Raw genomic sequence first — 14,498 nt, forward strand, 5'->3', positions numbered from 1 at the left:
TCAAGGGGTTGAGGAATTGTGGATAATGTGGATAAAATTGGGACGAGCGGTTGGGATATTGAAAAAACAATATGTTTTTAAGCATCAGATGACAAAAGAAATCCACATTCGAAATGTTTATAAAAAAACAGCTCAAATGTGGATAATGTGGACAACTTAGTGCATAAGTAGGTTTTCGCCTATTTTAACAACATCTCCGGCACCCATAGTTATCAACAAGTCACCGTTCATACATTTTTTTTGCAAAAAATTCTCAATCTCATCAAAAGATGGGAAATAATAGGCTTCTTTTCCTAATGCTTTCAAGTCATCTTCGATATTTTTGGAGCTGATACCCAAAGTATCGGTTTCCCTTGCGGCATAAATATCCGCTAAGACGATCACATCTGCTAAGGAAAGTGCCTTTGAAAAATCTTTTAGGAATGCCTTGGTTCTGGTATAAGTATGAGGCTGGAAAACACAGATGATGCGTTTATGCGGATAATTCTGTGCAGCCGTTAAAGTAGCGGCGATCTCCGTCGGATGATGTGCATAGTCATCAATCACAGTGACCCCATCTTTGTACATGCCTTTCAATTCAAATCTGCGGTCAGTTCCGGTAAATTGTGAGATACCTGAAGTGATCGTAGAAAGTTCGATCTTTAAACTTAAAGCGGCTGCAATTACAGCTAAGGAGTTGGATACATTGTGCATACCCGGAATATTCAATTTGACAGAAGTTAATGCCCTGCCCTGACGCATGGCAGTATAAGTGGCACAGCCTTTCTCGTCAAATGTAATATCGGAAGGGTAATAGTCACATACTTCTGTAAGTCCGTAAGTAACCACAGATACCGGAAGGTCTTTTACAATCTCCTCATAATCAGTGATGGCTCCGTTAATGATGATCGTACCACCTTCTGCAGTATTTTCTGCAAATCTGCGGAAAGAGTGACGGATATCTGCAAGGTCTTTAAAGAAGTCTAAATGGTCTTCTTCGATATTTAAGATGAGGCTGTATTTCGGGTGGAAATTCAAAAAGCTGTTCGTATATTCACAGGCTTCTGTTAAAAAGACATCTGAATGTCCGACACGGATATTTCCATGGATCGCCTTTAAGATGCCTCCGACAGAGATCGTAGGATCTGAATCAGCGGCAAGTAACACCTGGCTTAACATGGAAGTCGTTGTTGTTTTGCCATGGGTTCCGGCTACCGCAACAGAGTTTGCATAATTATCCATGATCTGTCCTAAGAGCTCAGCTCTAGAGAGCATTGGCAGCCCTGTATTTTTTGCAGCAGCAAATTCAGGGTTATCTTCATGGATCGCTGCAGTATAAACGACAGCATCGATACCGGGAGTGATATTTGCAGCAGACTGTGGATAAGAGATCTGCACACCTTCTGATGCCAGCTTATCTGTAAGAGGAGATTCTTTTGCATCGGAACCGGAAATGGTAAATCCTTCTTCTAAAAGGATCTCGGCAAGTCCGCTCATGCTGATGCCGCCAATGCCAATAAAATGAATGTGGATCGGTTGTCCAAAATTAATCTTATACATATTTTTTACCTGTCCAATCTGTTTTATACATAAAATGCAGTTACCTTATATAAAACGTTTATCTTCTTTTATTATTATAACCAACAATCTGTGATTTGCAAATTGCAGGCAGATAATTTCTGTAATATGTTATTTTTAACAAAAAAAGGTACAAATGGATTATAAATTTGTTAAATATGTTGTACAATAATGATAAATATGATATAATTTTAAGCATCAATAATGAGAGTTGACGAGAGGTGAGTGACATGATTCGAAAAGAAATGATAGCAATGCTGTTGGCTGGCGGGCAGGGCAGCAGACTTGGTGTGCTGACTGCAAATGTAGCCAAGCCGGCAGTTGCATTTGGCGGAAAGTACCGTATTATTGACTTTCCGTTGAGCAACTGTATCAATTCAGGAATTGATACAGTTGGCGTATTGACACAGTATCAGCCACTTCGGCTGAATACACATATCGGGATCGGTATTCCATGGGATTTAGACCGGAATAATGGTGGTGTAACTATTTTGTCACCGTATGAGAAGAGCGACAGCAGTGAATGGTATACAGGTACTGCAAATGCAATTTACCAGAATTTAAGTTATATAGAGAGTTATAATCCTGAATATGTCCTGATTCTTTCGGGAGATCATATTTATAAGATGGATTATGAAGTGATGTTAGATTTCCATAAAGAGAATAATGCGGATGTTACGATCGCAACCATGCCGGTACCGATCGAAGAAGCAAGCCGTTTTGGTATTGTGATCACAGATGATGATAAGCGTATTGTTGAATTTGAGGAGAAGCCGGAACATCCGAGAAGCAATTTGGCATCTATGGGTATTTATATCTTTAGCTGGAAGGTATTAAAAGAAGCATTGCTCGTGATGAAAGACCAGAGCAACTGTGACTTTGGTAAGCATATCATTCCATACTGCCATGAGAATAAGCAGAGGATCTTTGCTTATGAATATAATGGTTATTGGAAAGATGTCGGAACTTTAGGTTCTTACTGGGAAGCTAATATGGAACTGGTAGATCTGATACCGGAATTTAATCTATATGAAGAATACTGGAAGATCTATACGAAGACAGATAATGTAGAGCCGCAGTATTTATCTGTTGATGCCGTTGCCGAAAAGAGTATCATCGGGGAAGGAACGGAAGTATATGGAGAAGTATATAATTCCGTGATCGGTGCCGGAGTTGTCATCGGCAGAGGTACGGTAGTGCGTGATTCCATCATTATGAAAGATACGATACTCGGAGAGAATTGTAAGGTCGATAAAGCGATCATTGCAGAAAATTGTGAAGTTGGAGATGAAGTTGAGATCGGAGTTGGTGAAGAAGCACCGAGCAAACTTAATGAGAAGATCTATGCATTCGGTTTAGCTACGATCGGAGAGTGTTCCTACATACCATCAAAAGTAAAGATAGGAAAGAATACAGCGATTTCAGGAGTGACAGACAACGAGGACTATCCAGACGGTATACTTGCCGGAGGAGAATATATTATTAAGGCAGGTGATGGCAAATGAAGGCATTAGGAATTATTCTCGCAGGTGGAAATAACAATCGTATGCAGGAGCTGACAAGCCGCAGGGCAATCTCAGCAATGCCAATTGGTGGCAGCTATCGGTGTATTGATTTTGCACTCAGTAATATGAGCAATTCCCACATTCATACAGTAGCAGTTTTAACACAGTATAATGCAAGGTCATTGAATGAACATTTAAGTTCTTCAAAATGGTGGGACTTCGGACGTAAACAGGGCGGTTTATATACCTTTACACCGACAGTGACCGCAGGCAACAGCTGGTGGTATCGCGGTACGGCAGATGCGATGTACCAGAACCTTGATTTCTTAAAAAGACGGCATGAGCCATATGTCATCATTACCAGTGGGGACTGTGTATACAAGGGAGATTACAATAAGATCTTAGATTATCATATCGCTAAGAAAGCAGATATCACTGTTGTATGCAAAGACATGCCGCAGGGCGTGGATGTCAGCCGTTATGGTGTGGTACGCATGAATGAAGATGCACGTATCATCGAATTTGAAGAAAAACCGATGATGGCAAGTTCGAATACGATTTCTACCGGTATCTATGTGATCCGCAGACGGCAGTTGATCGAGATGTTAGAACGCTGTGCAGAAGAAGAACGGTATGATTTTGTATCCGATATTTTGATTCGTTATAAGAATTTAAAGAGGATCTATGGTTATAAATTAGAAACTTACTGGAGCAATATTGCAACCGTGGAATCCTATTACCAGACGAATATGGATTTCTTAAATCCGGAAGTGCGTAAGTTCTTCTTCCGTGATGAACCTAAGATTGCTACAAAAGTGGACGATCTGCCACCGGCAAAATATAATGTGGGTTCTGATGTGAAGAACAGTTTAATAGCAAGCGGCTGTATCGTAAACAGTAAAGTAGAAAATTCGATTCTCTTTAAGAAGGCTTTTATCGGTAAGAATTGTGTCATTAAAAATTCTATCATTTTAAATGATGTTTATATCGGTGACAATACTTATGTGGAGAATTGTATTGTAGAAAGCCGCAATACCTTACGTGCAAATACATACTATTGTGGAGAAAATGGTATCAAGGTTGTGCGTGAAGAAAATGCGAGATATGTCATTTAGGAGAAGGGCAGATTGCCTGGTACAGATCGAAACAGTCAGGGTTTGACTGTCAGAAGGTGATTTAGGAGAAGGTACTGATTATAGTTACATATAGACAAGAAGGGGGCAGCAGATATGCAGATTACAGACGTGAGGATTCGTAAAGTGGAGAAAGAAGGCAAGATGAAAGCCATTGTATCCATTACGATCGATGAGGAATTTGTAGTACATGATATTAAGGTGATCGAAGGAGAGAAGGGGTTGTTCATTGCCATGCCAAGCCGCAAAGCAGCCGATGGCGAATATCGTGATATTGCACATCCGATCAATTCGGATACCAGAGAGAAGATACAGGATATGATCTTAGAGAAATATCAGGCAGAGATGCTACAACATACAGATGAGTAAGCATTTGTAATTTTATAAAAAATCCGCTATACTAGGAATATTCGAAATAGTATAGCGGATTTTTTATGTGGAATACAAGGGTCAAAAGCTCAGAAATCGTTCCTGCTTGCAGGATAAGAGTTCTGACTTGTTGACCCGCTCACACATGAGGAAGTAGTGATTTTAGGAGGAAACAATTATCATGTATGTAATCGCAGGACTTGGAAATCCTGATAAAAAGTATCAGAATACAAGACACAATATCGGATTTGATGTCATTGATGCCTTAGCTGAAAAATATAATATTTCTATGAATGAAAAAAAACACAAAGCGATCTGTGGAAAAGGCATGATCGCAGGAGAAAAAGTACTCTTAGTGAAACCGCAGACGTATATGAATCTAAGCGGAGAGAGTATCGCAGAAGTGATGGCATTTTATAAGTTAGATCCCGCAGAAGACCTGATCGTCATTTTCGATGATATCAGTCTGTCACCGGGAAATATCCGTATCCGGGCGAAAGGAAGTGCCGGTGGACATAACGGGATCAAAAGTATTATCGCAGAAACAGGCAGCAGTGATTTTGCAAGGATCAAAGTCGGTGTCGGTGAAAAACCGGAAGGATGGGATTTAGCAGACCATGTCCTTGGCCATTTTTCAAAAGAGGAACGGGCATGTGTGGAAGAAGCGATCGAAAATGCCTGTACTGCAGCAGCTTATATGGCAGGCGGCGAGATCAGTCGTGCCATGAACGAATTTAATCATGTGAAGTAATAAGTTACGATTCACAAACAGGCTCTGTAACACAAAGCATGAGATCGCAAATGTATGTAAAGCCAGTTTTTAATCGTAACGAAACAGGAGATATATGAAAGCATTTTTAGAACCGCTGCGTGAATTAGAAGAATTAGAAAGATTAGAAGCGCAGTTAAAAAAAGAACCGGGTGTGCAGATGATCTCTGGATGTATCGATCCTGAAAAACCGCATCTGATCTATGGTATCGGCAATGGCTTTAAGAATAAGATCATTGTCACTTTTAGTGAGCAGAAAGCAAAAGAACTCTATGAAGAATATCTTTTTTATGATCCAAAGGCAGTTTATTACCCGGCAAAAGATATCTTGTTCTACCAGTCTGACCTTAGGGGAAATGTACTGACAAGGGAACGTATCCTAGCTTTAAAAACGATCGCAGAAGGGGAGCGTATCACTCTGATCACGACATATGATGCTTTAATGAACCGGATGCCGCAACCGGAACAGTTCATACAGGCAGTCAGAACCTATCATCCGGGGGATATCATAGACTTAGAGGAGTTTAAAAAGAAACTGATCGAAATGGGCTATGAGTCTGCAAGTCAGGTAGAAACGGCTGGAGAATTTGCGATCCGTGGAGGCATCATAGATATTTTTCCATTGACAGAGGAAAATCCATACCGTATCGAACTGTGGGACGATGAGATCGATTCGATACGGAGTTTTGATGTTGAGAGCCAGCGTTCAATCGAGAATTTAGAGAGTATCGAGATCTATCCGGCAGCAGAACTGATTTTAACAGAGCAGGAAAAACAGGAAGGTCTAAAACGGATACAAAAAGATGCTGACAGTCTGTATGAAACATACCGCAAAGCAATGAAGACCGAAGAAGCGGCACGTATCAGACAGGCGGCAGAGGAATTGAAAGAAGAGATCACTGAGCGTGCAGGCGTGGACGGTATGGATGCCTACCTGACATATTTCGATGAGCATACGGTATCGTTATTAGATTATTTTGATAAAAAAGATACCGTTGTATTTTTAGATGAAGCGGTAAGATGTATGGAGCGGGGACACACGACCGAACAGGAATTTTCAGAAAGCATGAAGCACCGCTTAGAAAAAGGATATATCCTGCCTGGACAGATGCAGGCACTCTATACCTGTGAAGAAACAGCGGCAAGATTAGAACGCCAAAGCTGTGTGGCTTTAGTGGCATTAGAGATGAAAGTGCAGGATCTTAGCATTGCAAACCATTTTTCCATTCAGGCGAGAAGTATCGGGGCATATAATAACAGTTTTGAACTTTTAGTCAAAGACTTAAAACAATATAAGAAAAAAGGCTATGCTGTCATTTTACTGTCTGGTTCGAGGACAAGGGCAAAGCGGTTAGCGGAAGATCTGTTAGCGGAAGAATTGAACTGTTATTATACAGAAGATTATGACCATGTGGCAAAGGCCGGAGAAGTCATGGTACTTTATGGAAAAGTGAAACGTGGTTATGAATATCCGTTATTATCGTTTGCCGTTATTTCGGAAAGTGATATCTTTGGTTCGCAGAAAAAGAGAAAGAAAAAGAAAAAAGCATACGAAGGCGAAAAGATCTCAAGTTTTACAGAACTTTCCATCGGAGATTATGTGGTGCATGAAAATCATGGACTGGGTATTTATCGTGGAATTGAAAAGATCGAAGTAGACAAGACGGTCAAAGATTATATTAAGATCGAATATGATAAAGGTGGCAATCTCTATATTCTTGCAACACAGTTAGATATGATCCAGAAGTATGCAAGTGCAGATGCGAAGAAACCAAAACTGAACCGTTTAGGCGGACAGGAATGGAATAAGACAAAGAGCAGGGTGCGTGGAGCCGTCAAAGAGATTGCGGCCGATTTAGTGGAACTGTATGCAAAACGCCAGCAGAACGAAGGATATGAATATGGACCGGATACGGTCTGGCAGAAAGAGTTTGAAGAAATGTTTCCGTTTGAGGAAACAGAAGATCAGGAGGCTGCGATCGAAGCAGCTAAACGGGATATGGAGAGCAAAAAAATTATGGACCGTCTGATCTGCGGGGATGTCGGTTATGGCAAGACAGAGATCGCAATACGTGCCGCATTTAAGGCAGTACAGGAAGGCAAGCAGGTTGTTTATCTGGTACCGACGACGATTTTAGCCCAGCAGCATTATAATACATTTGCCCAGCGTATGAAGGATTTCCCCGTGACAGTTGATCTTCTCTGCCGGTTTAAGAGCGCAGCAGAACAGAAAAAAACGATCGCAGAGTTAAAACGTGGTATGGTGGATATCGTGATCGGAACGCACAGGGTACTTTCTAAAGATGTTGTTTTTAAAGATTTAGGACTTTTGATCATCGATGAGGAACAGCGGTTTGGTGTGGCACATAAAGAGAAGATCAAACAGCTTAAAAATAACGTCGATGTACTGACACTGACTGCAACGCCGATCCCAAGGACACTGCATATGAGCCTGATCGGGATACGTGACATGAGTGTGCTTGAAGAACCGCCGATGGATCGTCTGCCGATCCAGACTTATGTCATGGAATATAATGAAGAAATGGTAAGAGAAGCGATCGCAAGGGAATTAGCAAGAGGCGGTCAGGTATATTATGTCTTTAACCGGGTGAAACAGATCGAAGATATCACGGCAAAGATCGCAGCGTTAGTGCCGGATGCAGCTGTAGAATTTGCACATGGGCAGATGAAAGAACGGGAACTTGAAAATATCATGTACCGTTTTATCAATGGAGAAATCGATGTCTTAGTTTCAACGACGATCATCGAAACCGGCCTGGATATTTCCAATGTCAATACGATCATTATCCACGATGCAGATAATATGGGGCTTTCCCAGCTTTACCAGTTAAGGGGAAGAGTCGGACGTTCGACAAGGACTTCCTATGCATTCTTAATGTACAAAAGGGATAAGATGTTAAAAGAAATCGCAGAAAAACGTTTGGCTGCGATCAAAGAATATACGGAATTAGGCAGCGGATTTAAGATCGCCATGCGTGACCTTGAGATACGCGGAGCAGGAAATCTGCTTGGAGCAGAGCAGCATGGACATATGGAGGCGGTCGGATATGATCTTTATTGTAAGATGTTAAACGAAGCAGTCAAGCAGGCAAAAGGGATTGAAACCGCAGAGAATTTTGAAACGACGATCGATGTGGATATAGATGCTTATATCCCGCCACGGTATATCCCGAATGAGATGCAGAAGTTAGATATCTATAAACGGATCGCAGGTATCGAAAATGCAGATGAAAAAGAAGAAATGCTAGAAGAACTGATCGACCGTTTCGGGGAACCGCCAAAATCTGTAGAGAATCTGTTAAATCTCGCAGAATACAAAGCGAAAGCACACCGCTATTATTTTACCGAAGTCGCACAGCGGGGGGATTTAGTCAAGTTCGTCCTGTATGAAAAGGCAAAGATCGATCCGGTAAAGATACCGGGATTTGTTGCCTTATATCAGGGAAAACTGAAATTCTATGCAGATAAACGTCTGCCATATTTTGCATATCATCTCAAATTAAACAGCCGGCAGAAAGAGAGTGCAATGGATGTGATCGCTGATGTGTTAGATCATGCAGAAATGCTGATCTAAATCGAAAAACCTCTTGCGGCATATACAAAAAGGAATTATAATAGAAAGAGTGACTAACGAAATTGGTTAGAGAGGAATCTAGGAGGAACAGATAACATATGAGAAGTAAGAAGATCATGGCGTTACTGCTTACAACAGCAGCCATTATGGGAATGACATTAACCGGATGCGGGAATAAGATCAATGAGGATGCAACATTTGCAACATTAGATGATACAACGATCACCATGGGAGTTGCAAATTTCTGTGCGAAATATCAGCAGGCAATGTATGATTCATTTTACATGAGTTATTTTGGTGAGGATATGTGGAGCAAAGATGTTTATGGCAATGGAAGTACTATGACAGAGGACGTTAAGAAAGACGTTGCCGATAATTTAGAGGAAATGTATCTGTTAAAAGCACATATGGGCGATTATGATATTTCTTTAAGTGATGATGACGAAGCAAAGATCACAAAGGCAGCGGAGGATTTTATCGCAGGTAATTCTAAGGAAGCGATCAAACAGATCGGTGCAGAGGATATCGAGAATGTCAAAGAAATGCTTCGCCTGAATACGATCCAGAGTAAGATGCATGACCGTATCATAAAAGATGCAGATACCAAAGTAACTGATGAAGAAGCAGCACAGAGAACATTCAGCTATGTTGTGATCAACACCAGTGGCTATACAGATTCAGATTCTAACTATGTAGAATATACAGAAGATGATATCGCAGGTTTAAAAGAAACAGCAGCATCGATCGCAGCGGCAGAAGATTTTGATACAGCCGTTACCGATGCAGGATATACCGTAAGTACCGCTTCTTATGGTTCTGCTGATGATGAAGATTCTACCATGGATAAATCCGTATTAGAAGCAGCAGACCAGTTAAGCGCAGGACAGGTTTCCGGTGTGATCGAAACAGACAGTGCACTGTATGTACTTCGTTTAGACAGTGAGTTTGACGAAGAAGCAACTGCAAAGAAAAAAGAGAGCATGATCTCCCAGAAGCAGGAAGATTATTATAATGACATCTTAGATGGCTGGAAAGAAGAAGTAAAATGGACACTCAATGAAAAAGAGTGGGCAAAGGTTAATTTTGACGATCACTTTAAGCAGCCTGAAACAGATAATACAGAAGCTGCAGATGAAAGTATAGCAGATACAGAAAGCGTAAATACTACAGAAGCAGAATAACAGAAAGTGAACGGATCTATGCTGCATACGGAGAAGAAATTCTTCGTTTTGCAGCATTTTCATTCTAAACAATAGCAGATGATGGAGAGGATTGATCGTGAAACAATTATTAGCCTATTTAAAAAATTACAAAAAAGAGTGTGTATTTGCACCTCTTTTTAAAATGCTGGAAGCAATTTTTGAATTGCTGGTACCGCTTGTCATGGCAGCAGTCATTGACAAGGGAATTGCAAACCATGACATCCCATATATCGTTAAAATGTGTTTAGTTATGGTATTCCTTGGAATCATCGGACTGATTTCGTCTGTGACAGCACAGTATTTTGCGGCAAAAGCAGCCACAGGATTTGGAACAGGTGTACGTCATGCACTGTTTTCCCATATCCAGAGGTTATCTTTTACCAATTTAGATAAAGCAGGTACAGCTACACTGATCACAAGAATGACAAGTGATGTCAATCAGGCGCAGAATGGTGTCAATATGGTGCTGCGTCTGTTCTTACGTTCCCCATTTATCGTATTTGGTGCGATGATCATGGCGTTTACGATCGATGTAAGGTCAGCGATGGTATTTGTGATTACGATCCCGCTTCTTTCCATCGTCGTATTTGGTGTGATGTATGTCAGTATCCCTCTCTATAAAAAAGTACAGAACCGTCTGGATTCGGTCACACTTTCCACAAGGGAAAATCTAACCGGTGTCAGAGTGATCCGTGCATTTCATTTAGAGGAAGAAGAAAAAGAAAAGTATCAGGAGAAGAATCAGGAACTGACGAAGATGCAGATGTTTGTCGGCAAGATCTCCGGTCTGATGAATCCTGTTACCTATGTGATCATCAATGGTGCAACCGCTTATCTGATCTATGTGGGAGCGTTACAGGTCGACACCGGTGTGATCACGCAGGGTGAAGTCGTTGCTTTAGTCAACTATATGTCACAGATCTTAGTCGAACTGATCAAGTTAGCAAACCTGATCGTAACCGTTACGAAAGCCATTGCCTGCTGTAACCGTATTGAGAGTATCTTAGAGATACCGGAAGGCGAGCGGGAACTGAAACGGGAAGTTCGTGAAGAACTTCCACAGGAAGCAGATGAAATGGTTGTTTTTTCCCATGTCGGACTTACCTATGAGAATGCAGGTGCAGAGTCTTTAACAGATATTACATTTTCTGCAAAGAAAGGAGAAACGATCGGTATTATCGGTGGAACCGGTTCAGGAAAAACTTCTCTGGTACATCTGATACCGGGCTTTTATCCGCATACAGCCGGTAGTATCCGTATTGATGGAAAACAGATCGAATCCTACAGCAGTGAAGAACTGCGGGATATGGTCGGCATCGTTATGCAGAAAGCCGTACTGTTTGCAGGCAGCATCAGAAAGAATCTCTGCTGGGGTAAAACGGACGCAACAGAGGAAGAATTGACAGAAGCATTACGGATTGCACAGGCATATGAAGTGGTAGAGAAGAAAGAAGGAAAATTAGAAGCCGAAGTGGCACAGGGCGGTAAGAATTTCTCCGGTGGACAGAAACAGCGTCTTACGATCGCAAGGGCTTTAGTCAAGAAACCGAAGATACTGATCCTAGACGACAGTGCATCAGCACTCGACTATGCAACTGATGCAGCATTAAGACGTGCGATCGCAGGCATGAAAGAACAGCCGACTGTATTTATCGTATCACAGAGAGCTTCTTCCATTCAGTATGCAGATAAGATCTTAGTTTTAGATGATGGGGAATTAGCAGGCATCGGAACGCACAAAGAATTACTGCAGACTTGTGGAGTATATCAGGAGATCTATTATTCACAGTTCCCTGAAAAAAAGCAGAAAGGGGCAGAATAATATGTCGAAAATGAATGATAAGCAAATGACAACCTTAAAGAAGCTGCTTTCCTATATTAAAAAATATACACCACTGATCACTCTATCCTTGATCTTTGCAGCAGTTTCTTCAATCCTGACATTATATGTGCCGATTCTGACCGGACGGGCAGTGGACTGTATCGTATCAGCGGGAAATGTTAATTTTGCAGGAATCTTTGGAGTGATCCGCCAGATCATAATCGTGATCCTTTTAACGGCAGCAGCACAGTGGCTTATGAACATCTGCAATAACCGGATCACATATCAGGTGGTCAGGGATATGCGTATGGATGCATTTTCAAAAATCGAGATCCTTCCATTAAAGTATTTAGATGCACATTCCTATGGAGAATTGGTAAGCCGTGTGATTGCAGATGCCGATCAGGTCGCTGAAGGACTTCTGATGGGATTTACGCAGTTATTTACCGGTATCATTACAATCGTCGGAACACTGATCTTTATGGTGACGATCAATTATAAGATTGCATTAGTGGTGATCTGTATTACCCCGATTTCTTTATTTGTAGCAGCATTTATCGCTAAACGGACATTTTCCATGTTCCGTATGCAGTCTGAAACAAGAGGAGAGCAGACCGCACTGATCGAAGAAATGATCTCAAACCAGAAAGTTGTACAGGCATTCCGGCAGGAAGATAATGTATTATCCCAGTTTGACAAGATCAATGAACGGTTAGGGGAGTATTCCTTAAAAGCAACATTTTTTTCCTCGATCACCAATCCGTCTACCCGTTTTATCAACAGCTTAGTCTATACCGGAGTAGGTATTTTCGGTGCAGTTTCTGCGGTCATGGGCAGGATCACGGTTGGTCAGTTAGCAAGTTTTTTAAGTTATGCAAACCAGTATACGAAGCCGTTTAATGAGATTTCCGGTGTAGTCACAGAATTACAGAATGCCTTAGCCTGTGCAGGACGTATTTTAGATCTGATCGAAGAAACACCGCAGGTAGAAGAAGATGCAGATGCAGTCACATTAGACCATGCAAAAGGAAATGTGACCTTAGAGCATGTGGATTTTTCCTATGTCAAAGACCAGCATCTGATCGAAGATTTTAATCTTGTGGTAAAACCGGGTGAGCGTGTTGCGATCGTAGGACCTACCGGCTGTGGAAAGACAACGCTGATCAACCTTCTGATGCGTTTTTATGATGCGGAAGGTGGCAGTATCAAGGTCGATGGAGAAGATATCCGTCATCTTACCAGAAAGAGCCTGCGTACATCTTATGGTATGGTATTGCAGGAAACATGGCTCAGGGAAGGCACGATCTTAGAGAATATTAAAATGGGTGTGAAAGATGCCACCAGAGAACAGGTGATCGAAGCCGCCAAAGCATCCCATGCACACAGTTTTATCAAACGTCTGCCACAGGGATATGATACGGTCATCACAGAAGATGGCGGAGGACTTTCACAGGGACAAAAACAGCTTTTATGTATCACAAGAGTCATGCTGTCCCTGCCGCCAATGCTGATCTTAGATGAAGCAACATCTTCCATTGATACAAGAACGGAGATCAGGATACAGAATGCCTTTGCAAAAATGATGCAGGGCAGAACCAGTTTTATCGTGGCACACCGTTTGTCTACAATCAAAGAAGCAGATATTATCTTAGTGATGAAAGACGGTCATATCATTGAACAGGGCAATCATGAAACACTGCTTGCAAAAAATGGATTTTATGCAACGTTATATAACAGCCAGTTTATCCAGAGTGAGGACGCAGCAAACTAATAGAAGGAGTGGTTATGAAAGAAAATATTATTCTGATCGGTATGCCGGGCGTTGGAAAGAGTACGATCGGTGTCGTATTAGCAAAAGTGCTCGGTTATCAGTTTATAGACACAGATCTTGTGATCCAGGAAAAAGAAGGAAAGCTACTGCATGAGATCATAGCAGAAGCAGGCACCGATGGATTTTTAGAGATCGAAGGCAGGATCAACAGCCAGATTACAGCAACACATGCGATTATCGCAACAGGTGGAAGTGTTGTATACGAACAGAATGCGATGGAACATTTTAAGGAGATCGGAAAGATTGTTTATCTGCATGTCTCCTATCCAATCTTAGAACAGCGGCTGAGCGATATCAAAGGCAGAGGCGTTGTCTTAAAAGACGGACAGGATCTTAAGGCACTGTACGAAGAACGGACACCTTTGTACGAAAAATATGCGGATATTATCGTTGAAGAAGAACATATGGGTGTAGAAGATACGGTAGAAGCATTGATAGAGCAGTTAAAAGACTGATATAAGAGGACAGCAGAAAAAACGAAAGACAGAGGTATATATCCGGAATACCAGAATCAGACAGGTATGCTTGCGGTGAAATTTACAGATACTATGTATGGATATGGGCATTTCGTCGATGCAGCTGTATTTGCCACGGCAGATACAGCAGTAGAAGAAGTAACAAAAGAAAAAGAAACGAATACAATATATGAAGTAGAAGTTGTGTTGTCAGAAAGAGTTACTGTTCAGACAGCACCTAAACACCTTGTTGTTTAGGT

The 14,498-nt window shown here is 41.5% G+C and carries 11 protein-coding genes; 10 read left to right on the plus strand and 1 reads right to left on the minus strand.

The window, feature by feature from the left end; all coding sequences use genetic code 11:
* Positions 1-156 precede the first annotated feature (156 nt).
* On the minus strand, positions 157-1,539 hold the full coding sequence (gene murC, locus H8S17_RS01335) for a UDP-N-acetylmuramate--L-alanine ligase (protein ID WP_186865902.1): 1,383 nt from the start codon (positions 1,537-1,539) through the stop codon (positions 157-159).
* Between the two features lie 248 nt (positions 1,540-1,787).
* On the opposite strand from murC, the gene H8S17_RS01340 reads away from it, so the two are divergent.
* From H8S17_RS01340 to H8S17_RS01385, 10 genes are all read left to right on the plus strand, one after another.
* Complete coding sequence (locus H8S17_RS01340) at positions 1,788-3,062, plus strand: glucose-1-phosphate adenylyltransferase (protein ID WP_186865903.1); 1,275 nt, start codon at positions 1,788-1,790, stop codon at positions 3,060-3,062.
* Positions 3,059-4,177, plus strand: a complete 1,119-nt coding sequence (glgD, locus tag H8S17_RS01345) for a glucose-1-phosphate adenylyltransferase subunit GlgD (RefSeq protein ID WP_186865904.1) — start codon at positions 3,059-3,061, stop codon at positions 4,175-4,177. Before H8S17_RS01340 ends, glgD begins: the two co-directional genes overlap by 4 nt.
* A 114-nt stretch (positions 4,178-4,291) precedes the next feature.
* A complete protein-coding gene (gene spoVG / locus H8S17_RS01350; RefSeq protein ID WP_186865905.1) occupies positions 4,292-4,564 on the plus strand; it encodes a septation regulator SpoVG in 273 nt (90 codons plus the stop codon).
* A gap of 181 nt (positions 4,565-4,745) precedes the next feature.
* Entirely contained in the window at positions 4,746-5,315 is a 570-nt protein-coding gene (pth, locus tag H8S17_RS01355; protein ID WP_186865906.1) for an aminoacyl-tRNA hydrolase, read from the plus strand.
* 94 nt (positions 5,316-5,409) lie between these two features.
* The gene (gene mfd, locus H8S17_RS01360) at positions 5,410-8,928 is read left to right on the plus strand and encodes a transcription-repair coupling factor (RefSeq protein ID WP_186865907.1); all 3,519 of its coding nucleotides are present in this window, start codon (positions 5,410-5,412) and stop codon (positions 8,926-8,928) included.
* A gap of 98 nt (positions 8,929-9,026) precedes the next feature.
* Positions 9,027-10,109, plus strand: coding sequence for a peptidyl-prolyl cis-trans isomerase (locus H8S17_RS01365; protein ID WP_186865908.1), 1,083 nt, complete (start codon positions 9,027-9,029; stop codon positions 10,107-10,109).
* A 97-nt stretch (positions 10,110-10,206) separates the two neighbouring features.
* Positions 10,207-11,952 carry an ABC transporter ATP-binding protein gene (locus H8S17_RS01370; RefSeq protein WP_186865909.1) on the plus strand — a complete coding sequence of 582 codons (1,746 nt, stop codon included), beginning with the start codon at positions 10,207-10,209 and terminating at the stop codon, positions 11,950-11,952.
* A 1-nt stretch (position 11,953) separates the two neighbouring features.
* A complete protein-coding gene (locus H8S17_RS01375; RefSeq protein ID WP_186865910.1) occupies positions 11,954-13,723 on the plus strand; it encodes an ABC transporter ATP-binding protein in 1,770 nt (589 codons plus the stop codon).
* A gap of 14 nt (positions 13,724-13,737) precedes the next feature.
* Positions 13,738-14,238, plus strand: coding sequence for a shikimate kinase (locus H8S17_RS01380; RefSeq protein WP_186865911.1), 501 nt, complete (start codon positions 13,738-13,740; stop codon positions 14,236-14,238).
* Between the two features lie 75 nt (positions 14,239-14,313).
* Complete coding sequence (locus tag H8S17_RS01385) at positions 14,314-14,496, plus strand: hypothetical protein (protein ID WP_186865912.1); 183 nt, start codon at positions 14,314-14,316, stop codon at positions 14,494-14,496.
* Positions 14,497-14,498: the final 2 nt, after the last annotated feature.

Source organism: Roseburia zhanii, from assembly GCF_014287635.1.
In the GTDB taxonomy this organism is placed as follows: domain Bacteria; phylum Bacillota; class Clostridia; order Lachnospirales; family Lachnospiraceae; genus Roseburia_B; species Roseburia_B zhanii.

Bases quoted from the DNA above. Each gene is read 5' to 3' on its own strand.
- H8S17_RS01340 (WP_186865903.1), top strand. From the start codon at position 1,788: ATGATTCGAAAAGAAATGATAGCAATGCTGTTGGCTGGCGGGCAGGGC.
- H8S17_RS01380 (WP_186865911.1), top strand. From the start codon at position 13,738: ATGAAAGAAAATATTATTCTGATCGGTATGCCGGGCGTTGGAAAGAGT.
- spoVG (WP_186865905.1), top strand. From the start codon at position 4,292: ATGCAGATTACAGACGTGAGGATTCGTAAAGTGGAGAAAGAAGGCAAG.
- H8S17_RS01375 (WP_186865910.1), top strand. From the start codon at position 11,954: ATGTCGAAAATGAATGATAAGCAAATGACAACCTTAAAGAAGCTGCTT.
- mfd (WP_186865907.1), top strand. From the start codon at position 5,410: ATGAAAGCATTTTTAGAACCGCTGCGTGAATTAGAAGAATTAGAAAGA.
- pth (WP_186865906.1), top strand. From the start codon at position 4,746: ATGTATGTAATCGCAGGACTTGGAAATCCTGATAAAAAGTATCAGAAT.
- glgD (WP_186865904.1), top strand. From the start codon at position 3,059: ATGAAGGCATTAGGAATTATTCTCGCAGGTGGAAATAACAATCGTATG.
- H8S17_RS01365 (WP_186865908.1), top strand. From the start codon at position 9,027: ATGAGAAGTAAGAAGATCATGGCGTTACTGCTTACAACAGCAGCCATT.
- murC (WP_186865902.1), bottom strand. From the start codon at position 1,539: ATGTATAAGATTAATTTTGGACAACCGATCCACATTCATTTTATTGGC.